Consider the following 20,349-nt stretch of genomic DNA (forward strand, 5'->3'; position numbering starts at 1 on the left):
GGGCACCCTGCGAAAGCCGAAGATGGGGTACCCGAAGGCTGCCTGGGTTGTGCCTCGGTGGCCGGAGTTGGCTTGGGGCGTGTAGAGTTTTGGTGGGTTTAGTTTCGACTTTGGAGAATGTCCGAATGAGTGAGATCTCGCGTCGTACGTTTCTGGACGGTTTGGCCGTCACGGTTGCCGGAACAGCGCTGGCCGCGCCGGCGCGCAGCTATGCACAGATTGTGGGTGCGAACGATCGCGTGAACTTCGCGACCGCGGGACTGAATGGCCGCGGGCAAGCTCATCTTTCAGCGATTGCAAACAACAGCAAGAACGCGCGCATGACGCACTGCTGCGACGTGGACAAGAATGTGCTGGCGAAGTTTGGGCCGAAGGCGGAGAAGACGCTGGGCTATGCGCCGACGGCCAACCAGGATTTTCGCAAGGCATTGGAGTCCAAGGATGTCGACGCAATCACGATTGCGACGCCCGATCACTGGCATGCGCCGATGGCGGTGTTGGGGCTGCGCGCGGGCAAGCATGTGTATGTAGAGAAACCGAGCAGCCACAATCCGCGCGAGGGCGAGTTGTTGATCGAGGCGCGAAACAAGCATGGGAAGCTGGTGCAGGTGGGCGACCAGCAGCGGTCGTCAGACCACACGATCAAGATCATCAACGACCTTCGCAACGGGCGGATCGGGACACCGTACTATGCGAAGGCCTGGTATGTGAACACGCGGAAGTCGATGGGGATTGGCAAGCCGGTGCCTGTGCCGGAGAACCTGGACTGGGATCTGTGGCAGGGGCCGGCGCCGCGCAGCGAGTACAAGGACAACATTCATCCGTACAACTGGCACTGGCTGACGCGCTACGGCACGGGCGAGACGCTGAACAACGGAACGCACGAGGTGGATGTGGCACGCTGGGCGCTGGGGCTGGAATGGCCGGAGCGGGTGAACATTTCGGGCGGCCGGTACGCGTACAGGGATGACTGGCAGTTCCCGGACACGATTGTGACGAACTTTGAGTATCCGGAGCACATGATCAGCTGGGAATGCCGGTGCTCGAATGGGATGAAGGTTTACGGGCGCGACCGTGGCGTGACGGTGCATGGAACGACTGGAAGCATATTGGTAGACCGCCAGGGATATGAGGTTTACAACCTGGATGGAAAGAAGACGGACGAGTATGTGGCGTCGAAGGACAGGTTTGTGAGCACGGACGTGATTGGGCGCGACTCGATGACGGATGCGCACTTTGCGAACTTCATTGCGGGTATTCAGAAGGGCGAGCCGCTGCATTCGCCGATCGAGATCGCGAATGTCAGCGTGACGATGCTGCAGGTGTCGAATATTGCGTGGAACTTGAAGCGTGAGCTGACGCTGGATACGGCCAACGGACACATCAAGGACGCAGAGGCGATGAAGCAGTGGGATCGCAAGTATGAGCCGGGGTGGGAGGTTAAGGTTTAGGCCCACTCGAACTTGTGAGTTGTTCAGGCCACGCTCCGCATCGAAGATGAGAACGAGATTCTCTCTTTGGTGTGGAGCGTGAACTGTGTCGTGGCTCTTCTGGGCGGTTCTTTCGGCGGTGTTTGCGGCGGCGACGGCGCTGCTGGCGAAGGCGGGTGTGTCGCATGTGGACCCGAATTTAGCGACAGCGATTCGAACGACTGTCGTTGTGGTGTTCGCGTGGTTGATTGCGATTGCGCTCGGCGGACATCATGAGATCGCGACGGTGGACAGGCGGAGCTGGATGCTGCTGTCGCTGAGCGGGCTGGCGACAGGGATGTCGTGGATCTGCTACTTCAGGGCGTTGTCGCTGGGCCAGGCGTCGAAGGTTGCTCCGATCGATAAGCTGAGCGTGGTGCTGGTGATTTTGCTGGCGTGGCCGATTTTGGGCGAGAGGCTGACGCCGGCAAAGATCGCGGGCGGGTTGTTGATTACGGCGGGCGCGGTGGTACTGGCGTTGTTTTAGATTTGTTGGCGAGGACAGGAGAGCATACCTCAGGCGCTAAAGCCCCATTTCTGTAAGCGTCGTAAGAGACCCGAGCCTGGAGGCTCGGGGTACCTGGAGACCGGTCGCGGCTGACGGGGCGGGGTGCCTGGAAGCCGGGGCCTCTCGCATCTTCGAAGCTCAGGTTGCGGGCGGAAGAGTGAAGTAGAAGGTTGCGCCTTTTTCGATAGCGCCTTCGGCCCAGATTTCGCCGCCGTGGCGGGCGAGGATGCGTTGCACCGTGGCGAGACCGACGCCGGTGCCGGCGAACTGGGCCTTGCTATGCAGGCGATGGAAGGGTTCGAAGAGTTCAGTGGTGCGCGCGGGGTCGAAGCCGGCGCCGTCGTCTCGAACGAAATAGACAGTACGGCCATCGATAGTCTTTGCACCGAATTCGATGCAGGCGCGGGGGTGGTGCGAGGTGTACTTCCAGGCGTTGCGCAGAAGGTTGTCCAACGCAATGCGGACGAGACCGGCATCGGCTTCGACGGGCGGAAGAGTGGCGATCTGGAGGTCGACCTGGCGCGTGGGGTCGTTACGCTGAAGGTCGGCGACGATCTTGTGCGCCATCTCGCTGAGGTCGACGCGATCACGTTTGACGGGCGTTGTAGAGGCGCGCGCGAAGTTGAGGAGATCATCGATCAGCGCCGCCATGTTGCGCGTTGACTCCTGCAGGCGCTGCACCATCTCACGGCTGTTTTGATCGAGCTGCGCGGGGCCGCCGGAGAGCAGATAGCCGATGCCGGCGATGGAATCGAGCGGACCACGGAGGTCGTGCGCGACGGTGTAGGAAAAGGCTTCGAGCTCGCGGTTGGCAGCGCTGAGCTCGGCGGTGCGCTCTTCGACGCGCTGCTCGAGTTCGTCGCGCGATTGACGGAGTGCGGCTTCGCTCTGCTGAATCTGCTGCAGCATGTCATTGAATGCATGCGTGAGGACGGACATTTCAATGCTATCGGCGGACTCCGTGGCGCGCACGGAGTAGTCGTGCTCGCGCGAGATGGAGCGGGCGGTCTCTGCAAGCGAAGCAATGGGTTGAGCGATGAGCCGGCGAGATAAGGCGCTGATGAGCAACGCGGCAAGCATGCAGAGAACCAGGATGAGGCCGGCGATAACCAGATAGTGGCGGGCACGCTGGCCGATCTCGGTCAAGCTGGCGGAGATGTAGACGACGCCTTGCGGCGATCCCTCGAAGATGATGCGGTGAGCGACGAGCAGACGCCGTCCGTTGAGCCAGTGGTGCTCGTTCTCGTTGTCAGCAAGTGCGTGCCGGGCGGTGAGATTGGTTTCGTTGGGCGGGCCGTAGGTCGCAAAGACAGAACCATCCTGTTTGGTGAGCACGGCGGAGATGACGTCGGGAGAGCGGTTGAGGCCTTGCAGCGTGGAGGCGGCGCTGGCGGGGTCGTCGAACATTAGCGCAGAGACGCTGTTGGCGCCAATGATCTGTGCCTCAGAGCGGAGATTGTTGATGAGGCTCTGGCGGAAGGAGAGCATGTCATAGGAAAAGAACGCCAGCACAGCGAGAATCAGCACAGAGCCGCTGACGAGCAGGTTCATGCGTGTGATTCTGCCGGAGATGCTGGGGGCGCGATGCTGGGGTTTCACTCTGCGCCTCCTTCCGGCATCTTTCCTTTGACGCTGAGCGCCACCTTGAGCAGCTCGGAGCTCATGCCGAGATGCGCACGGTTGACCGCATTCAGGTTGATGGAAAATCGCACACGCTTTTCGACGAGCTGAAACTGGATCATGCCGCCGTGGCTGAGGAAGTCCGGCGTGTCGCTGACGGTGAGAGTGGGTCTGGTGGCGACCGCCTGGAGGAGTTCGTCGAGGTGGGCGTGCTCCGTGGCTTCAATGAAGAGGATGGCGCAGCCCGCCTCATCGCCAGGGTGCATCAGGAGACGAACGTCGAGTGGACGGCTACCGATGGTCTCGTTGGATACAGTCTTGCGGAGCGCGGCGGCAAAGGCGTCAGTGCCCGCGATACAGATCCGGAGAGGGCCCTGATCAGCGCCAGCGGGCCAGCGGACAAATTTGCCAAAGTCGAACAGGTAAACCGCTTCGACATCTGACTGCGAGGGCTGGCCAGCGGCAGCGAAGGTGTCCCGCGCGGACGCGAGAATCGTTGAGCAAAGAAGCAGAACCGCGGAGAGCGGACGGATGCGACGAACGAGATGAGATCGCGTGGTGCGCATTTACCACGTCCAGTCGACGGAACCGAAGAAGTTGCGCCGGATCCCGACGGCGTTTCCGTTGTTGCCGGTGAACTCCTGATGATGGGGCTGGAGAATGTTGCGGCCGTTCGCCGAAAGCGTGACGTGCTCCCTGAGGTGATACGCGAGGTTGAAATCAGCGGTCTGATAGCGTGGCACCTGCAGTGCGGTAAGTGCGCTGACGAAGCGGTAGTCAGTGGTGAGCTCGACATCATGCGGGAACGAGAGGATGGCCTGGACAGAGGCCTGATGCTCGGGACTGGAGCCCTCGTAGGTGGTGGCGTAGCTGGCCTGGCTGAATCCGGGTTTGGAGTGCAGGTTGATGCTGAGGTGAGAGTAGTTACCGCGCAGATCGAGCCAATGGACGGGCTTCCAGTCGGGCGCGACTTCGACACCGTTCGAGACACCGCGAAGTCCGTTATCGAACGGCTCGACCAGGAGATAGTGAGTATATGGCGTCGTGGGAGAGCTTAGACGAGCCGTCCCGTAGCTTTCGATGTTGTCGTGCTGATTGTGGAAAGCTGCGATGTCGACGAAGAACCGCTTAGCGAGGAGCTGCCGGTAGCCGTATTCCCAACCGATGAGGACCTCAGGTTTGAAGTTCGGATTGCCGGCGATCTCGGCAAAGAGCGGCGGATTATATCCGGGGAAGTAGCCAATGACGGTGACGTCGCGGTCGACTCGTCCCGGCGTGCGCAGAGCGCGTGAGACCGCGCCCCATAACGTAACGTGCTGCTTTGGCGTCCACAGGAGGCGAGCCGTGGGCTGCCATCCCCAGCCGCTGTAATTGTTGTTCTCGAGCTTCGTGCCCGCTGTGAAGGTGAGCTTATTGGGGACAAGCTGGATCGCGTCCTGAGCGAAGAGGCTGTAGACGTAGTTGTTGATCTGGTGCGGCTGGAAGTCCACCGTGGGAACGACCTGCGTGATGTTGCTGGGGCTTTCGCGCAGGCCACCGCCGACGATGATGTTGTTCCTCTTTACAGTGGCGAGGTTGTAGATGAAGTCGGCGTCGAAGGTATTGCGGGTCTCCGTGAACTGCGAGGTCGCGCGATCGGTGCGGTCGAAGTAGCCCTGGACGAAGAAGCTGGAGCCGCCGGCGAGCTGACGGTCCCAACGCAGCATGAGATCTCCGCCGGTGACCATCTGTTGGCCATCGACGCTGAGCTGCGCGGGAGGAGTGTACTGCCCGATTGCGACCTGGTTGCCGGTGGCGCCGCCGTAGGCCATGAACTGCGCGCTGAAGCTATCTTTTGTGCTGGGCTGCCAATCGAGGCGGAGGCCGCCACGGGCCTGGTGCCAGCGGTCGTATGGGTCGCCACCGGGGTTGGACTCGGGGCCGCGATTGAATCCCTTGGCGAAGAGGCGGAACTGCAGATTGGCCAGCGGACTAGCGCCCCAGCGAACCTGGCCGATGAAGCGATCCACGGAGCCACCGGCGGCGACATCTACAAATCCGCCCTGGGTATCGCGAGCCTTCCTGGTGATGATGTTGATGACGCCGTTCACGGCGTTGGCTCCCCAGACTGTGCCGCCTGGCCCGCGGATGACTTCAATGCGATCGATGTCCGCGAGCACGAGATCCTGCACGTCCCAGTAGACGCCTTCAAACAGCGGCGTGTAGACGCTGCGGCCATCGATGAGAACGAGGAGACCCTTGGAGAACTGGCTGTTGAAGCCGCGAACCGCGACTGCCCACTGATCGCTCTGCTCACGCGCGACGTTGACACCGGGAATAAGCCGCAGAAGCTCAGGGATGCTGGTTGCGCCGGAGTGGCGAATGTCGTCCTGGGTGATGACGGCGATGGCAGCCGGCGTCTGCCAGACCTCTTCAGGCTCCTTTGAGACCGTCGTGACTTCGACGTCTCCAAGCTGTGCGAGCGAGAGTTGTTTGAGCTGCTGCTCGGCCGCGGGCTGATATGGCGCCGCGAAGGCCGTGCGCCAAACGAGTGCAAGCGCAATCAGAGTGGCTGCTCCGCGGAGCGTCAACCGATTGTGTTCTCCTCTGTGCGTCACGTATTTTCCCTTCGCAGTAGCTACTGCGATCCATTAGCAGCGCCATTTAGCCTTTGTGACACGGTCTCGACGAGCCGCGCAGGATCACCCTTGCGGATGAAGCCGTCGACAAAGGGGGCAATATCGTCCGGCATCATAAGAGCGTCCGAGAGGACGAAAATCGGGGCGTTCGGATACCTCTCGCGCAGTTGCAGAGCGATTTCGGTTGCCGTCCCTCTGGCGTTGAGATGGTAGTCGAGAAGAACGAGATCGATTTGCGTTTCAGGCAGATCGAGCGTATCCAGGCTCACGAGAGCGGGGCATGACTCGAAGCCTGCGGACTGCATAATCCACCCGTAGATGCGCAGGTGCGACGGATCATCATCAATGATCAGGACGGCTGGTTTCTTCATAGATTCTGATCCGGTTTAGGCTGGAGATGCAGCACCAACGGACCCTCCAAATATAAAGGCAATCAGAAGAGATATCGCATGCTGCAAGGAAATTTCGGCGATGCAAATTTGAGTGAGCAGGTTGCCTGAGACAAAGTTTCAACGGTGTGGCGCATATGAATTCGCGAGGTGAACAGCGATGCAGGAAATGGTGTTTTCGATCATCGAGGGCGCTCCGGAAACCGGCGATGGAGTCCGCTTTCGTGCAGTCGACCCCTCAACGGGAGGAGAGATCGAGCCCGAGTTCGTGTCGGCGAGTTTGGATGAAGTAGCGCGCGCGGCAGAGGTGGCGTCTGCGGCGGCGCCTGTGTTTGCTGCGATCAGCGCACGGGAGCGCGCGCAGTTTCTGCGTGCGATTGCGGAGGAGTTGACGGCGGATGGTGCGGCGATCATCGCACGCGCGCAGCAGGAGACAGGATTGCCGCGGCCGCGACTGGAGGGCGAACTCGCGCGCACCACGGGACAGCTTCGGTTGTTTGCGGATGTGGTGGAGGAGGGCTCGTGGGTGGACGCGCGGATTGATGAGGCGATGCCTGAGCGCAAACCGCTGCCGCGTCCGGATGTGCGCTCGATGCTGCGGCCGATGGGGCCAGTGGCGGTGTTTGGAGCGAGCAACTTTCCGCTGGCGTTTTCGGTTGCGGGAGGAGATACGGCCTCGGCGCTGGCGGCAGGCAATCCGGTGATCGTGAAAGCGCACCCGGCGCATCCGGGGACAAGCGAGCTTGCGGGGCGAGCGGTTGTGCGTGCGATAGAGAAGAGCAAGCTGCCGGCCGGAGTGTTTGCGCTGCTGTTCGATAGCGGCATTGAAGTTGGTACGGCGCTGGTGAAACATCCTGCGGTGCAGGCGGTGGCGTTTACGGGCTCGGCGAGCGGCGGACAGGCGCTGATGAAACTTGCTGCGACGAGGCCGCAACCGATTCCCTGCTATGCAGAGATGGGCAGCACGAATCCGCTGTTTGTGCTGCCGGGCGCGCTGCGGGAGCGCGGAGCAGAGCTGGCGAAGGGGTTGCAGACGTCGTTCACGCTGGGCTCCGGGCAGTTCTGCACGAAGCCGGGGCTGGTGTTTGTGCCGCAGCGGGATGCAGATGAATTTTTGGGCACGTTGCGCGGCGGTGTTGATGCACTGGGCGCGCATGGGATGCTGACGCCGTCGATTGCGGAGCGCTATAACTCCGCGATAACGCGGCGGCGTAGCGCAGGACAGGCGGAATGGGTTGCGGGCTTCGAAGGCGAAGCGGCCGGCGATGGAGCGGCGCGAGGAGCGGCGGTGTTCAGTGTGCCACTCGCGAAGTTTGCGGCGAGTCAGGAGCTCGAGGAAGAGATCTTCGGGCCGACGACACTGCTGGTTCACTACGACCAGACGAGCGATCTCGTCGACGTTGCGAAGCGATTGCACGGACATCTAACCGCGACGATTCACGGTACGGAAGACGATCTGCGCGAGGCGTCGGAGCTGGTGCGCGTCCTGGAGACGAAGGTGGGACGGATACTCTTCAACGGCTATCCGACGGGCGTGGAAGTCTGTCACGCGATGGTGCATGGGGGACCGTTCCCAGCGACTTCGGACAGCCGCACGACATCCGTCGGCACGCGCGCGATCACGCGATTTGCGCGGCCGGTATGCTACCAGGACTTTCCTGATACGGCACTGCCGATGGAGTTGCGACGGGGCAATTCGCTGGGGATTCAGCGCATGGTGAACGGGAAGTCGATACGCGAGTAAAGCGCCGGAATTGCATCAAGCAACGCGGTTTTCGAGCGTGCCGATGCCGTCGATGGAGATGCGAATGAGATCTCCGTGCGCGAGCGTGAAGTCGTCGCCGGGAACGATGCCCGTACCGGTCATAAGGAATGCACCGTCGGGAAACGTGTTGTCGCGGAAGAGATAATTCGCGAGCTCGGCGGGTTCGCGCTTGAGTTCGGCGAGTGTGGTTGTGCCGTCAAAGGCTGTGCTGCCGTTGCGAATGATTTCTATGCGGATGCTGGTGGATTTCGGCAAGGGCTCGCGGCTGAGCAGGACGCAGGGACCGATTGCGCAGCTTCCGTCATAGACCTTGGCTTGTGGCAAGTAGAGCGGGTTCTCGCCTTCGATGTCGCGCGAGCTCATGTCATTGCCGATGGTGTAGCCGATGATCTCGCCGCGGGGGTTGATGAGCAGCGTGAGCTCGGGTTCGGGAACGGACCAGTGGGCGTCGGAACGGATGCGAACGCTGGCGCCATGACCGACGACGCGGCGTGCGGTGGCTTTGAAAAAGAGCTCCGGACGAGCAGCGGAGTATACGCGATCGTAGAAGCTGCCACCGCCTGCGTCTTTCGACTCCTCCATGCGAGCGCTGCGGCTGCGGAAGTAGGTGACGCCAGCGGCCCAGACTTCCTGCGAGCCGATGGGCGCGAGGATCTCGCTGGCGTTTGGCGCTGCGACGGCAGGGGAGTTGAATGCGTTCTGCGCCAGAGAGAACGGATGACTGCTGCGTACCAGGTCATCGAAGCTCGCGTTGAGGGCATGAATGTTTCCGTGTTCTTCAACGAGAAGGCCATGCGTTGTTCTGTAAATCTTCATGACTGCTTTCCTTGCGAATTTTGTGCACCGCGCGCGAGTCGGCCGACGATGGCGTCGGTGTCATAGATGCATCCTCCCCATACGCCGCCGCTGGCTTCCACGAGGGCGGCCCAGAGGCGTGTGTCGGCGGGCAGAGCCGGGTGTGGTGCGAGGTCGGGACGGGGTTCACGTGCAGCAAGCCGACGCACACCTTCATCGGCGGTAAATCTCTCGTCGCCTTCGCCGATGAGATTGACACGTCCGTGCAGCGCGTTGCGATCGACGGCGATTTCGATCCAGTCGCCATCGCGCAAGCGGCCTATGGGGCCGCCGGCGAGCGCTTCGGGAGAGATGTGACCGATACAGGCGCCTGTGGAGACACCGCTGAAGCGAGCGTCGGTGAGCACGGCGACGTGCTTGCAGAATGGCAGTGCCTTGAGCGCGGAGGTGATCTGGTAGATCTCCTGCATTCCTGCGCCAAGCGGGCCGCTGCAGATGAGGACGAGGACGTCACCATGGGCAATCTCGCCGCGTTTGATGGCGGAGATTGCGGCTGCCTCGGTGATGAAGACCTTCGCGGGGCCTTCGTGGCGGAATGAGTTGTCTGCGTCGATGAGCGATGGATCGATGGACGTGCTTTTGATGACGCTTCCTTCGGGCGCGAGATTCCCAACAGGAAAGCAGACGGTTGAGGTGAGGCCGCGCGAGCGTGCGCGGTCGGGCGAGAGGATCACGTCGTCGGCGTCGACGCCGTCGATCTCGCGAAGGCGTTGCTTCATTGCGCGGCGGCGTTCGCTCTGCTCCCACCAGTCGAGCGAGTGCGCGAGCGTGTCGCCGCTTGCGGTGAGGACGCTGGTATCGAGCAGGCCGGCGCGCCGCAAGTGCAGCATGACCTCGGGAACTGCGCCCGCGAGAAAGACCTGCACGGTGGCGAAGTTGCGCGGGCCGTTCGGGAGTGCATCGACCAGGCGTGGGACCTCGCGATTGGCGGACTCCCAGTCGGCGCGTGTGGGACGGCGCAAGCTTGCAGCGTGTGCGATTGCAGGAATGTGCAGCAGGAGATTCGTCGACCCGCCAAACGCTGCGTAGACGACCATGGCATTGCGGATTGCAGCGTCTGTCAGGATGTCGCGCGTGCCAAGTCCGAGTTGCGCGAGCCGCAGCAAGGCGCGCGCCGAGCGTGTCGCGGCCTCCTGCCAGATGGGTTGGCCCGATGGCGCGAGCGCAGTATGTGGAAGCGAGAAACCAAGCGCTTCACCGACGACCTGCGAGGTCGCCGCAGTGCCGAGAAACTGGCAGCCGCCGCCTGGGCTCGCGCAGGCGCGGCAACCCATCTCGGCGGCGTACTCCTCGGTGATCTCGCCTTGTGCGAAGCGCGCGCCGATGGTTTGCACGCGGCCGGCGTCTTCGCCTTCGTCGGGCAGCAGCGTGACGCCGCCGGGTACGAGCACACTGGGCAGTGCGCCGCCGGAAGCAATCGCCATCATCATCGCGGGAAGGCCCTTGTCGCAGGTGGCGATGCCGAGCACGCCACGGCGCTGCGGAAGCGAGCGCATGAGTCGGCGAAGAACCATCGCGGCATCATTGCGGTAGGGCAGCGAGTCGAGCATGCCCTCGGTGCCTTGGGTCCGGCCATCGCAGGGGTCCGTGCAGGCGCCGGCGAAGGGTATTGCGTGCAGTCGTCGAAACTCGCGCGCGGCTTCCGCGACTAGAAGACCGACCTCCCAGTGGCCGGTGTGAAAGCCGAGTGCGATGGGCGTTCCGTCAGCCGCGCGCACGCCACCGTGAGTGCTCAGGATGAGGAATTCCGGATCGAGCAGCCGCGCGGGCTCCCAGCCCATGCCAGCGTCCTGCGAGAGCCCGAAGAGATTGCCGGAGGGTTGCGTGAGAAGCATCTCCGGCGTGATGGGTAGGATGCCTTCGGGGCCTTTGGCGTGTGTGCGGACGTCGGCGAAAAGCGACGGGTCGTTTTCGAGCACGTCCCGCAGAGGCAGCGGCTCAGGCATTCGCGGCCTCCTTCAGCGGATTGACTTGCGGCGGCTTTGGAAGCCAGATGATGAGCAGCGCGGAGATCACCAGAAAGAGTGACATAACGAGATATCCCGGGCGCTCACTGCCGGTAAATGCTCGCAGCCAGCCAACGACGTAGACGCCTGCGAACGCTCCCAATCCTCCGGCGCTGTTGACCAATGCCATGACTTCGCCAACGCGATTCTGCGGAATACGCTCCGGCATGATGGCGAAGAACGGACCATAGGGTGCGTACATTCCGCCACCTGCGATTAACAGACAGATATAGGCGCCGAGAAAGCCGTGGGGTTGCAGCAGGAATGATCCCAGCAATGCGATGCCGGAGATCAACAGAGGTGGCCAGACGAAGCGCCGCCTGTGCAGCGAGCGATCCGAGAATTGCGCGACGATGAGCATCAGCGTAATCGCAACGAGATAGGGTGCGGCGGACACCAGGCCGGTGCGTCCCATGGTGAGCGAGGCTCCCTCGCGCACAATCGTTGGTAGCCAGAGGACAAAGCCGTATACGCCGAGGCTCCAACAGAAGTATTGAATCGAGAGCACGATGACATCTTTGCGCAGAAGAGCTGTGCGGAGTGTCTGGGTCGTGGCATGCGCGGAGGCAGGAAGCTCGCGCTGCTCGGTTGCGAGCTGCGCTGTGAGTCGCTCCGCCTCGTCTGCCGGAAGCCAGCGAGCGTCCGTGGGATGCTCCCGAACGAAGAGCATCCAGATGAGGGCCCAAAGAATTGAAGGCACGCCCTCGAAGATGAAGGTACGCTGCCACCCGAAGCGTTGTATGAGAAAGCCGGTGATGGCGGACATCCAGAGCACTGTGACGGGATTGCCAAGCATCAGCAGCGTATTGACGCGGGAGCGGTCTGCGCGTGTGAACCAGCGTGTGAGGATGAGCAGGAGCGCGGGAAAGATGATGCTCTCGGCGACGCCGAGGAGAAAGCGATCGATCGCCAGCATCCAGAAGATGCGGAGCACGCCAGTCAGTGCAGCAAGTGCTCCCCAGAGAACAAGTGAGAAACCGACGAGCCGTGTGCAACTGAATCGGCGCGCGGCGACGATCCCGGGAACCTGGAAGAAGAAATAGCCCAGGAAAAAGAGCGCGCCGAGGAGAGAGTTCTTGCCGCCGGTGATGTGCAGTGTCTCTGCCATACCTGCGGCAGCGCCGAAGCCATAGTTGGCGCGGTCGAGATAAGCGAGGCTGTAGGTGATAAACACGGCGACCAACAGCCAGCGACGGCGTCCCCAGCGCGTGGGCTCAGCGGCAGGCGCTGCCGCGTGGATTACTGGAACATCGCGAGTTCGCAGGACGGCACACACGCACAGGAAGTATACGCAGCCGGATCGAGAGCAGACGCGGTGTACATTTCTTCGCCGCGCAGTGTGAATTTGGGTAGTGTATTGAGTGCAACCTGACATTCTTCGCGGCAATGTTTGAGCGGCGGCTCCGCGTTTACGCGAGCTGGATGCGAAAGGAAAGCGCCTTCGATGAGCGTGACGAGACGGGATTTTCTCCTGAGGGTTGGCGCTGCTGGTGGCTATAGCGCGACGTTCCTTGCGATGCAGGGACTGGGGCTTATGCAGCCAAGCCGAGCAGTTGCCGTTCCGCTTGCCGCGCCAGGCTCGGGCAAAGGTGTGCGTGTCGTGGTGCTCGGCGGTGGGATCGCAGGGCTTGTCGCGGCCTATGAATTGCGTGCGCTGGGCTATGACTGCACACTGCTGGAGGCGCGCGGGCGCCCAGGTGGACGGAACTGGACTGTGCGCAGCGGTGATGTGGTCGAGTTAACCGATGGATCGAAGCAGCGCTGCGAGTGGGACGCGGGCAATTACCAGAACTTTGGTCCAGCCCGACTGCCGTCGATTCATCCGACGATGCTCGGCTACTGCAAAAAGCTTGGCGTCGAGATGCAGGTCGAGGTGAACATGAGCCGCTCCGCGATGTTGCAGAACGACAACGCCAACGGCGGCAAGCCCGTTGTCATGCGGCAGGCGGAGAATGACACGCGCGGCTTTGTGAGCGAGTTGCTTGCCAAATGTGTTGCGAGAGGCGCGCTCGATCAGGAGCTCTCGAGCGATGACCGCGATCGCATGCTGTCGTTCCTGCGCATCTACGGCCCGCTGGACGATGCAGGCAAGTACACGGGCAGCGATCGCGCGGGGTATCTGCGCACACCGGCCGTTGAGGATTCGGGTGTGCTGAGTCAACCTATCGACTTACACACGCTGCTGCTTGAGGACTTCTGGCAGGGCATCCTGTTTGACGAAGTATTCGACATGCAGGCGACAATGTTTCAGCCCGTCGGCGGCATGGATCGGATTCCGTATGCGTTTGCGAAGTCGCTCGGATCGATTGTGCGTTACAACTCGCCTGTGACCGAGCTGCGCAAGACGAGCAACGGTGTGCGCGTCGGCTATTTGCGTGATGGTGCGCCTGCAAGCATCGAAGCAGACTACTGCGTGTGCACGATCCCGCTCACAATCCTTCGCAAGATTCCGAACGGTTTGAGCGTGCCTTACAAGAAGGTGATCGACGAATGCACGTACGCCGCCGCGTTCAAAATTGCGTGGGAGAGCCGGCGCTTCTGGGAGCAGGACTACAACATCTATGGCGGGCTGGAGTTCTGCAACATTGGGCTGAGCCCTGTGTGGCTGCCTTCGGCGGGCATGTTCTCGGATCGCGGCGTGCTGGTCAGCGGATACGGCTTCGACACCCCGCCGGAGTTCGGCGCTCTGAGCTTTCAGCAAAAGCTGGCAGAGAGCCGCAAGTCCGTTGAGCGGCTGCATCCGGGGCACGGCAAGGAGCTAACAAAGCCGCTGTACGTGAACTGGGGTTCGTTCCGTGCAACGAGGGCGCGTGGATTAGCAGCTATGGACCGATGCAGGATGAGTGGATCAATGACGAGCCAGCGCGACAAGACGGCGCTGCACGCGCAAATGTGGCCGGCTATCAGACTCTGCTGCAGCCCGATGGAGCCATCTACTTCGCGGGCGACCACGTGAGCCACATCGTGGGATGGCAGGAGGGTGCAGCACTGAGCGGCCTGCGTGCGGTGCGCGAGATCTCGGAGCGCACAAAGGCTGCTCGCCTGGCGTCGCGGTCCCCTGCTGCCGGTTGATCGGCGTTACGAAGATTGCCGATATCGCACGCCGTCACGGTGCAGACGGAGCGGTTCTGCAGTGGCGCTCTCAACCGGCGGCGCGTCCATCACCTGTTTGAACGCAGTACGGAACTTCGCCATCTCCTCGGGTGTGCCGACGGTGATGCGCACGGCATTTGGCCACACTGGCCACGTGCGGCCGATGTAGACATTCTTTGCACGCATCGCGTCCATCACACCGCGGCCGTTGCGGCCGGTGTCGATCATGAAGCAGTTCGAGATTGGATCGCCGATGACCTTGTAGCCGTGCAGCTTTAGCCACGCTAGCGTTTCATTGCGGTTATCGGTGAGGATTTTCTTGCGCGCAGCGACGAGGTTCGCATCAAGCAAAGACGCGTTTGCAGCGCCGGAACCCGTGACGGGCATCGGATTCTCGCCATACAGCGAAAGTTTGTCAAGCAGATCAGGACGCGCGAGGGCAAATCCGCAGCGCAGCCCTGCCATGCCGTAGATCTTCGAGAAGGTGCGGAGCACGACGATATCCTTGCCTGCGATGACCTGATCGATGACGTCGGGCGCATCGGCAAAGTGAATGTACGCTTCGTCGACTAGCAGCACTGACCCCTTCGGTTTGTTCTCGAGCGCCCACAGGATGTCCTTCTTGCTCGTGAGCGTACCCGTAGGGTTGTTTGGATTGCAGATGTAGATCACACCGGCGTTCGGATCGGCGGCGACCATTGCCTTGATGTCATGCGCATAGTCCGCCGTGAGAGGAACCTTGTGAATCTTTGCGCCGGAATAATTTGCGGCGGCCATCGGCGCTTCATACGAGGGGTCGGCGATGACGAGGCTGCGCGTAGGTGAGGTGAAGGCCAGCACGGTGTAATGCAGCGGCTCTGACGAGCCCGCATAGACCGCGATGGAATCCTCGCTGAGGTTGTGCTGCGAAGCGAAGGTCTTCACCAGCTTGTCGGTCTCGCCATAAAAATCGTACCTGCCGCCGGTGGGAACAAGCTGGGCGATCGCTTCGCGTGCCGCCTGGCAGGGGCCAAGCGGGTTCTCGTTCGCGTTGATCAGAACGGCGTCGGGAGGTGGATTGAGGAAGAAGTCGTGGCGGCCTCCTGCCGGGGCAGCTTTGGCAATTGCCTGCTGCGCTGCGCGGGCGAAGTGCGCTTCGGTGAGGATGGGCGTCGCTGCGGCGATTGCGGCATAGCGGAGAAAGCTGCGGCGGCTCGGCGCCGAGATGGTGGAGATTGCAGAATCCTCGGAGTGCTGTCTCATGAGAAGCTCCTCTCTTGGGGACGTGCCAAGGTCAACCGCGTAAAACGATGGCGAGGGGAAATCGTGAGTTGACTCTATCCCAAAATCTGCCCGGCGTGCAGATTTTACGCCCGGCAGTCGATTCGAGGCTCCAACAAAGAAGTGCCGCCGTTGTGGCAGCACCTTTCGTCGGAAGCTTTGGATTTCAAGCCAATTTTAGCGGCCAGCCTCGTCGGCTGCTGCAGCGGCGGCGGCATTCGCAGCAAAATGGTGCCGGACGTCCGCTCCGCTGACCCAGAAGATCACGTCTTCGGCAATGTTCGTGGCATGATCGCCGACGCGCTCCAGGTTACGGGAGATCACAAGAGCGTTGAGCGCCTCCGGCGTGCGCTCCGGGTGCTGCTGAATGAGCGCGCCGAGCGTACTGAAAGCATCCCTGTTCAGCTCGTCGACCTGATCGTCCAGCAGAAGGACGCTCTGAGCCATTTCCGTGTCTGCTTCGATAAACGATTGCAGCGCCTTGCGAATCATCGCTGTAGAAAGCTGGGCGAGCTTGGGAATGTCAACCGGAAGCTCCTGCGCAGAGAGCCCGCTGAGGTCCTTGCATCGGTTGGCGATGTTCACGGCCTGATCGCCCACTCGCTCGAGGTCCGCATTGATGCGAATGACGGCGAGGATGAAGCGCAGGTCGACGGCCATGGGCTGCTCCATGGCGAGCAGGTCGAGCGCGAGCTGATCAATCTCATGCTCCATGCGATTGATCGCCGGCTCGGAGAGCGAAACCAGCTCGCACAGATCCATGTCGCGGGAGGAGTACGCCTCGGTCGCGCGCTGGATGGCCTGCTCTACAAGGCCGGCCATGACGAGCAGGCGTTCCTTCAATTCATCGAGTTTCTGCTGGAATTTGATGCGCATCAGCCAAACCTCCCCGTGATGTAATCCTCCGTCCGCTTGTCGGAAGGGTTGGTAAAGAGCTTATCCGTTGCATCGAACTCCACCAGACGGCCCATAAGGAAGAATCCAGTCCGTTCTGCCACGCGCGCTGCCTGCTGCATGTTGTGCGTGACGATGACGATCGTGTACTGGCTCTTCAGCTCAAAGATCAGGTCTTCAATTTTAGCCGTAGAAACGGGGTCAAGCGCGCTCGCCGGCTCATCCATCAAGAGCACCTCGGGGTCGACCGCGAGAGCGCGCGCGATGCAGAGGCGCTGCTGCTGTCCGCCGGAGAGGCTCGCGCCGGACTTCTTCTTCAGGTCGTCCTTCACCTCGTCCCACAAGGCGGCCTGCTTCAGCGAGCGCTCAACGACCTCATCGAGCACGCGCTTTTTGCGGTAGCCATTCAGCTTCAGTCCGCTCGCAACGTTGTCGTAGATGGTCATCGACGGAAACGGGTTCGGCCGCTGGAAGACCATGCCGACGCGGCGGCGGATCTCGACCGGCGTGGCGTCCTGATAGATGTCGACTTCTCCCATACGCACGGAGCCTTCGGCGCGAGCGATGGGGTTCGTCTCATGCATGCGGTTCAGGCAGCGCACGAAGGTAGACTTGCCACAGCCCGATGGCCCGATCAGCGCGGTGCACTGGTTGGCCCGGATGTGCAGGGTCACGTCTTTGAGCGTGTGCACCTGCCCGTACCAGGCGTTGAGATTTTCGACGCGAATGTCGACACCCACCCTAATGTCCTCCCTTGATTGTGCCGCGATTCGCGTAGAGACGCACGAGCGTCACTGAAGCCATGATGAGAGCGATCAGCACCAGCGCACCAGCCCACGCAAGGCGGTGCCACTCATCGTATGGCGAGAGCGCGTAGACGTAAATCTGCAGCGGCAACGCAGCGATCGGCTGCGTCAGGCTGAAGCTCCAGAAATTGTTGCCGAATGCCGTAAAGAGCAGCGGCGCGGTCTCTCCGGCAACACGAGCGAACGCGAGCATGCAACCGGTGATGATGCCTGGCATTGCGGTGCGCAAACTCACGGACAAAATCGTGCGCCACTTGGGGATGCCGAGGCCGAGCGCGGCTTCACGCAGCATGTGCGGCACGGTTGCGAGCATCTCCTCGGTCGTCCGCGTGATCGTGGGCACCATCATGATGGCGAGCGCCACGCCGCCGGCGAGCGCCGAGAACTTGAAGTGCACAACGATGAGCCCATAGGCGGCGATGCCCATGACAATCGACGGAACGCCGTTCAGCACATCGGCGGTGAAGCGGATGAGGTTGCCCAGAAGACCGCCGCGGCCGTATTCCGCGAGGTACACACCGCCGGCAATTCCGAGAGGAATGCCGATCGCGCTCGCCACAGCGAGAATGATGCCGGACCCGACGATGGCATTCGCCATGCCGCCGCCTGTCTCGCCAACAGGCGCGGGAACCTTGGTGAAGAAATTCAGGTTCAGTGAGCTTGCGCCCTTGTAGATGAGATACCCGAGGATTGCGACAAGCGGGACAAGCACAATCACGGTGCTAATGATCGCCAGTCCTGTCACCAGGTGATTGGTCAGCGTGCGGCGAACGCGTATGATGCGCTCAATCTGCGAGGAACGCTCTGGAAGTGCGCTGATCATGCGGTCCTCGTTGACTCGCCGCGCGTGACCGCCCAGACGAGAAGCCGCGCGATCGCGTTCACCACAATCGTGACCAGGAAGAGCGCCAGGCCAATCTCAATGAGCGCGCTGATGTAGAGATCGCCAGTGGCCTCGGTGAACTCATTCGCAATGACGCTGGCGAGCGTATACGCCGGATTGAAGAGATTTTTGGCGATGTCAGGATGGTTGCCGATGACCATCGTGACTGCGATCGTTTCGCCCAGTGCGCGGCCGAGGCCAAGGATGACGGCGCCGACGATACCAAGCCTGGCATTGCGCAGTACCGCGATTCGCAGCATCTCCCACCGCGTGGCGCCCAGCGCCAGAGCAGCTTCGCGCTGGTGAATCGGCACTGCTTTCATCACGTCGCGGCTGATCGAGCAGATGATCGGAAAGATCATGATGGCGAGGACGACGCTCGCGGTAAACATGCCCACGCCGAAGTTCGGTTCCGCGAAGAGTCCGGTCCAGCCGAACCACTTCTCGAGCAGCGGACCCGCCTGATCGCGCATGATCGGCACAAGGACTACCAAGGCCCACAGTCCGTAGACGACGCTCGGGATGGCGGCCAGAAGCTCTGTGAGATACGAGATTGGGCCGCGCAGCGCCGGGGGGCAGATGTCGATCACGAAAATCGCAACGCACAGCGACAGCGGAACCGCCATCAGCAATGCGAGCAGCGACGAGACCAGCGTTCCGAAGATGAACGGAAGCGCGCCGAAGCTGCCGTTGACCGGATCCCAGTTCGAGGTCTTGAAGAACTTCCAGCCAAAAGCGTGAATAGAGAGCTGCGAATCGTGAATCAGTACCCAGAGGATCAGCGCGACGATGACAAAGATACTCAGCGCAGAAACGAGCATCAGCCCGCCAAAGCTGTTGTCGGCTATGCGGCCGGAGCTACGTTCCTGAAGAAATCTGCGGATTTCAGAGGGCTGAATGCGTTTCGGCTCGTCCGGCGGCATCTGCTCGGGAGTCTTCCCTGCAGGCTCAACAATCGGCGTCCGCAGGGTGACTGGGTTGGGCTGAGTCATAGGGTGCCGTTTAGAGCGTAGGGGCGAAGTGTGAAAGGACTGTAAATTGAGGCAGGAAATAAGCCGCCGGATAGCGGTATCCGGCGGCTTATCTGTAAGTTAGTGGATCTGCTTGATCGTGACACGGACCTTGTCCGCCACGACCTTTGGCAGCGGAGCGTAGTCCAGGGCAGATACCTCAGACTCACCGTGATCGAGCATCCAGTTCAGGAAATCGACCATGACCTTGCCCTTGGCTTGGTCCGGCCATTGCTGCGGAATGAGCAGCCAGGTAAACGAGGAGATCGGATAAGCATCCGCGCCGGGAGCATTGGTGATGGAGACGCGGTAATCGGCCGGCATATTCTTCGCCGCACCGGACGCCGCTGCGGTCACGCCGTCCACGGTGGCCTTCACGTACTTGAACGATGCGTTGCGAACCAAGCCGAAGGACATGTGGTTCTGCAGCGCATAAATGAGCTCGACATACCCGAAAGCACCCGTCGTGCTGCGCACCATGCCCGCAACGCCTTCATTGCCCTTCTGCCCGATGCCGGTCGGCCATTTGACCGACGTTCCCTTGCCGATCTGCTGCTGGAAAGCCGGTACGACCTTGGAAAGAAAGTCCGTCCAGATGTAGTTCGTGCCGGATCCGTCGGAGCGATAGACAGGCAGGATGCGCGTGTGTGGGAGCTTCACGCCCGGGTTGTCGTGCTGCAGATTCCCGTCATCCCACATCGTGATCTTGCCGAGATAGATGCCGGCAATGACCTCCGGCGCGAAATGCAGGTCCTGCGTTACGCCCGGGACGTTATATACCGGTACCACCGCACCCAGCACGGTGGGGATATGGATGATGTTCACGCCGTGGTTTCTCGCTTCGGCGAGCTGCTGGTCATTCATCGGTCCATCCGACGCACCGAAGTCCACCGTTTTCTGCGTCACCTGCTGGATGCCCGCGCCCGAGCCCACCGACTGATAGTTGATGTGCACGTTCGGGTGCTGCTGTGCGTACTCGGCAAACCAGCGCGAATAAATCGGATTGGGGAAAGTGGCGCCCGCACCATTCAGGTTTTGGGCCCATGCGCCGGTCGCCATCATGGCAATCACAGCGGCGGAAAGAAGTTTCAGTCTCACGTTGGATCCTCCGGGTTAGTGCGGCTCATGTTGCACCGCATTGAGTTCAAACTCCTGGCCCTGCGCCTCGACCTG

Annotated in this window: 18 protein-coding genes; 5 read left to right on the forward strand and 13 right to left on the reverse strand. The window is 61.5% G+C overall.

Annotation, left to right across the window (positions count from 1 at the left end; genetic code table 11):
- Positions 1 to 125 precede the first annotated feature (125 nt).
- Together VGU25_02515 and VGU25_02520 are read left to right on the forward strand one after the other, a co-directional pair.
- On the forward strand, positions 126 to 1,451 hold the full coding sequence (locus VGU25_02515; GenBank protein HEV2576061.1) for a Gfo/Idh/MocA family oxidoreductase: 1,326 nt from the start codon (positions 126 to 128) through the stop codon (positions 1,449 to 1,451).
- An 85-nt stretch (positions 1,452 to 1,536) separates the two neighbouring features.
- Complete coding sequence (locus tag VGU25_02520; protein ID HEV2576062.1) at positions 1,537 to 1,956, forward strand: EamA family transporter; 420 nt, start codon at positions 1,537 to 1,539, stop codon at positions 1,954 to 1,956.
- Positions 1,957 to 2,115: 159 nt separating this feature from the next.
- On the opposite strand, the gene VGU25_02525 is transcribed toward VGU25_02520, so the two are convergent.
- The 4 genes from VGU25_02525 to VGU25_02540 are packed head-to-tail and all read right to left on the reverse strand — an operon-like array spanning position 2,116 to position 6,586.
- Positions 2,116 to 3,576, reverse strand: a complete 1,461-nt coding sequence (locus tag VGU25_02525; GenBank protein HEV2576063.1) for an ATP-binding protein — start codon at positions 3,574 to 3,576, stop codon at positions 2,116 to 2,118.
- Positions 3,573 to 4,163 (reverse strand): YfiR family protein, encoded by a 591-nt coding sequence (locus tag VGU25_02530; GenBank protein HEV2576064.1) that lies wholly within the window; start codon positions 4,161 to 4,163, stop codon positions 3,573 to 3,575. The genes VGU25_02525 and VGU25_02530 overlap by 4 nt, the downstream gene beginning before the upstream one ends.
- Positions 4,164 to 6,167, reverse strand: a complete 2,004-nt coding sequence (locus tag VGU25_02535; protein HEV2576065.1) for a TonB-dependent receptor — start codon at positions 6,165 to 6,167, stop codon at positions 4,164 to 4,166. It abuts the gene before it with no gap.
- Positions 6,168 to 6,214: 47 nt separating this feature from the next.
- The gene (locus VGU25_02540; protein HEV2576066.1) at positions 6,215 to 6,586 is read right to left on the reverse strand and encodes a response regulator; all 372 of its coding nucleotides are present in this window, start codon (positions 6,584 to 6,586) and stop codon (positions 6,215 to 6,217) included.
- 178 nt (positions 6,587 to 6,764) lie between these two features.
- Between VGU25_02540 and VGU25_02545 the strand changes: the two genes are divergently transcribed.
- Entirely contained in the window at positions 6,765 to 8,348 is a 1,584-nt protein-coding gene (locus tag VGU25_02545; protein HEV2576067.1) for an aldehyde dehydrogenase (NADP(+)), read from the forward strand.
- A 15-nt stretch (positions 8,349 to 8,363) separates the two neighbouring features.
- Here VGU25_02545 and VGU25_02550 read toward each other — a convergent pair whose 3' ends face one another.
- Genes VGU25_02550 through VGU25_02560 form a run of 3 tightly spaced genes read right to left on the reverse strand, consistent with a single transcriptional unit; the run spans position 8,364 to position 12,506 of the window.
- Positions 8,364 to 9,185, reverse strand: coding sequence for a fumarylacetoacetate hydrolase family protein (locus VGU25_02550; GenBank protein HEV2576068.1), 822 nt, complete (start codon positions 9,183 to 9,185; stop codon positions 8,364 to 8,366).
- Entirely contained in the window at positions 9,182 to 11,170 is a 1,989-nt protein-coding gene (locus VGU25_02555) for a YjhG/YagF family D-xylonate dehydratase (GenBank protein ID HEV2576069.1), read from the reverse strand. The genes VGU25_02550 and VGU25_02555 overlap by 4 nt, the downstream gene beginning before the upstream one ends.
- Entirely contained in the window at positions 11,163 to 12,506 is a 1,344-nt protein-coding gene (locus VGU25_02560; protein HEV2576070.1) for an MFS transporter, read from the reverse strand. The genes VGU25_02555 and VGU25_02560 overlap by 8 nt, the downstream gene beginning before the upstream one ends.
- Before the next feature lie 168 nt (positions 12,507 to 12,674).
- On the opposite strand from VGU25_02560, the gene VGU25_02565 reads away from it, so the two are divergent.
- Both VGU25_02565 and VGU25_02570 read left to right on the forward strand, forming a co-directional pair.
- On the forward strand, positions 12,675 to 14,186 hold the full coding sequence (locus VGU25_02565; protein ID HEV2576071.1) for an FAD-dependent oxidoreductase: 1,512 nt from the start codon (positions 12,675 to 12,677) through the stop codon (positions 14,184 to 14,186).
- Positions 14,183 to 14,302, forward strand: coding sequence for a hypothetical protein (locus VGU25_02570; GenBank protein HEV2576072.1), 120 nt, complete (start codon positions 14,183 to 14,185; stop codon positions 14,300 to 14,302). The genes VGU25_02565 and VGU25_02570 overlap by 4 nt, the downstream gene beginning before the upstream one ends.
- A gap of 6 nt (positions 14,303 to 14,308) precedes the next feature.
- On the opposite strand, the gene VGU25_02575 is transcribed toward VGU25_02570, so the two are convergent.
- The 6 genes from VGU25_02575 to pstS form a co-directional block, all read right to left on the reverse strand.
- A complete protein-coding gene (locus VGU25_02575; protein HEV2576073.1) occupies positions 14,309 to 15,565 on the reverse strand; it encodes a pyridoxal phosphate-dependent aminotransferase in 1,257 nt (418 codons plus the stop codon).
- Positions 15,566 to 15,760: 195 nt separating this feature from the next.
- Positions 15,761 to 16,459 (reverse strand): phosphate signaling complex protein PhoU, encoded by a 699-nt coding sequence (phoU, locus tag VGU25_02580; protein HEV2576074.1) that lies wholly within the window; start codon positions 16,457 to 16,459, stop codon positions 15,761 to 15,763.
- Complete coding sequence (gene pstB / locus VGU25_02585; protein HEV2576075.1) at positions 16,459 to 17,217, reverse strand: phosphate ABC transporter ATP-binding protein PstB; 759 nt, start codon at positions 17,215 to 17,217, stop codon at positions 16,459 to 16,461. Before pstB ends, phoU begins: the two co-directional genes overlap by 1 nt.
- Position 17,218: 1 nt before the next feature.
- Positions 17,219 to 18,106, reverse strand: a complete 888-nt coding sequence (gene pstA / locus VGU25_02590; GenBank protein ID HEV2576076.1) for a phosphate ABC transporter permease PstA — start codon at positions 18,104 to 18,106, stop codon at positions 17,219 to 17,221.
- Positions 18,103 to 19,158, reverse strand: coding sequence for a phosphate ABC transporter permease subunit PstC (pstC, locus tag VGU25_02595; protein ID HEV2576077.1), 1,056 nt, complete (start codon positions 19,156 to 19,158; stop codon positions 18,103 to 18,105). The genes pstA and pstC overlap by 4 nt, the downstream gene beginning before the upstream one ends.
- Before the next feature lie 99 nt (positions 19,159 to 19,257).
- Positions 19,258 to 20,274 (reverse strand): phosphate ABC transporter substrate-binding protein PstS, encoded by a 1,017-nt coding sequence (gene pstS / locus VGU25_02600; protein HEV2576078.1) that lies wholly within the window; start codon positions 20,272 to 20,274, stop codon positions 19,258 to 19,260.
- Positions 20,275 to 20,349: the final 75 nt, after the last annotated feature.

This window comes from Acidobacteriaceae bacterium (assembly GCA_035944135.1).
In the GTDB taxonomy this organism is placed as follows: Bacteria; Acidobacteriota; Terriglobia; order Terriglobales; family Acidobacteriaceae; genus Granulicella.

What these genes read in the sequence shown, in the direction of transcription:
- VGU25_02530 (HEV2576064.1), bottom strand. Translation starts at nt 4,163, where the DNA reads ATGCGCACCACGCGATCTCATCTCGTTCGTCGCATCCGTCCGCTCTCC.
- VGU25_02555 (HEV2576069.1), bottom strand. Translation starts at nt 11,170, where the DNA reads ATGCCTGAGCCGCTGCCTCTGCGGGACGTGCTCGAAAACGACCCGTCG.
- pstA (HEV2576076.1), bottom strand. Translation starts at nt 18,106, where the DNA reads ATGATCAGCGCACTTCCAGAGCGTTCCTCGCAGATTGAGCGCATCATA.
- VGU25_02545 (HEV2576067.1), top strand. Translation starts at nt 6,765, where the DNA reads ATGCAGGAAATGGTGTTTTCGATCATCGAGGGCGCTCCGGAAACCGGC.
- VGU25_02565 (HEV2576071.1), top strand. Translation starts at nt 12,675, where the DNA reads ATGAGCGTGACGAGACGGGATTTTCTCCTGAGGGTTGGCGCTGCTGGT.
- phoU (HEV2576074.1), bottom strand. Translation starts at nt 16,459, where the DNA reads ATGCGCATCAAATTCCAGCAGAAACTCGATGAATTGAAGGAACGCCTG.
- VGU25_02515 (HEV2576061.1), top strand. Translation starts at nt 126, where the DNA reads ATGAGTGAGATCTCGCGTCGTACGTTTCTGGACGGTTTGGCCGTCACG.
- VGU25_02550 (HEV2576068.1), bottom strand. Translation starts at nt 9,185, where the DNA reads ATGAAGATTTACAGAACAACGCATGGCCTTCTCGTTGAAGAACACGGA.
- pstC (HEV2576077.1), bottom strand. Translation starts at nt 19,158, where the DNA reads ATGACTCAGCCCAACCCAGTCACCCTGCGGACGCCGATTGTTGAGCCT.
- VGU25_02540 (HEV2576066.1), bottom strand. Translation starts at nt 6,586, where the DNA reads ATGAAGAAACCAGCCGTCCTGATCATTGATGATGATCCGTCGCACCTG.
- VGU25_02575 (HEV2576073.1), bottom strand. Translation starts at nt 15,565, where the DNA reads ATGAGACAGCACTCCGAGGATTCTGCAATCTCCACCATCTCGGCGCCG.